The sequence below is a fragment of the Methylibium sp. T29-B genome (assembly GCF_000576225.1).
In the GTDB taxonomy this organism is placed as follows: Bacteria; Pseudomonadota; Gammaproteobacteria; order Burkholderiales; family Burkholderiaceae_C; genus Methylibium; species Methylibium petroleiphilum.
In genome coordinates, this window is record NZ_AZSN01000371.1 from 1 (window position 1) to 988 (window position 988).

Annotated in this window: 1 pseudogene; it reads right to left on the reverse strand. The window is 69.8% G+C overall.

Going from position 1 to position 988, the window contains the following annotated elements:
* A pseudogene (locus Y694_RS21995) lies at positions 1-875 on the reverse strand (inositol monophosphatase family protein); the annotation flags it as partial.
* Between the last annotated feature and the right edge of the window lie 113 nt (positions 876-988).

A 988-nucleotide genomic window follows, 5' to 3' on the forward strand; every position in this document is an offset into this window, starting at 1 on the left:
GGCGGTCGCGTCCGGCGCCGCCGCTGCGGGCGCCGCAGCGGGGGCCGTGGCGCCCGCGTCGTCGTCCTTGATGATGCGCGTGTAGGGCGCGAGGATGCTCACCAGCTGCGCATAGATCTTCGGGTTGCCCGCGACGATCTCGCGCTGGTAGAGGAAGTCGGACTCGCCGGTGAAATTGCCGATCAGGCCGCCGGCCTCGGTGATGATCAGCGAGCCGGCCGCGATGTCCCAGGGGTTCAGCCCGGTCTCGAAGAAGCCGTCGTACCAGCCGCGGCCACGTAGCACAGGTCCAGTGCGGCGGCACCCGGGCGGCGCAGGCCGGCGCAGTGCTGCATGACCTCCTCGAACATCTTCAAGTAACGCTTGAAGTTGTCGCCCTTGCGGAACGGGAAGCCGGTGCCGATCAGCGACTCCAGCAGGCGGCTGCGCTTGCTGACGCGCAGGCGCTTGTCGTTGAGGAAGGCGCCGCGTCCCTTGGAGGCGTAGAACAGGTCGTTGCGTGAGGGATCGTAGACCACCGCCTGCTGGATCTGGCCGCGGAAGGCGAGTGCGATCGAGACCGCGTAGACCGGGAAGCCGTGAATGAAGTTGGTGGTGCCGTCGAGCGGATCGATGATCCAGAGGTAGTCGCTGTCCTTCGCGCCGTGGGTCCGCCCGGTCTCCTCGGCGAGGATGCCGTGGCCGGGGTAGGCGCCGAGCAGCGTCTCGATGATCGCCGCCTCGGCCGCCTGGTCCACCTCGGTCACGAAGTCGTTGTGCGACTTGGCCGTCACCGTCACGCGCTCGATGTCCAGCGAGGCCCGGTTGATCAGCGCCCCCGCGGTGCGTGCAGCCTTGACGGCGGTGTTGAGCATGGGGTGCAGGGTCTGGGACATGGCGGGCGCTCGCGGCTGACGGGGCAGGAGAGGGAAAGGCGGACTGGCGGGGGACAAAGAACGCGCGGGGCCGGCGGGCGGGGAGGGCAGCGCGGCCGGCGCGACGGGCCGCG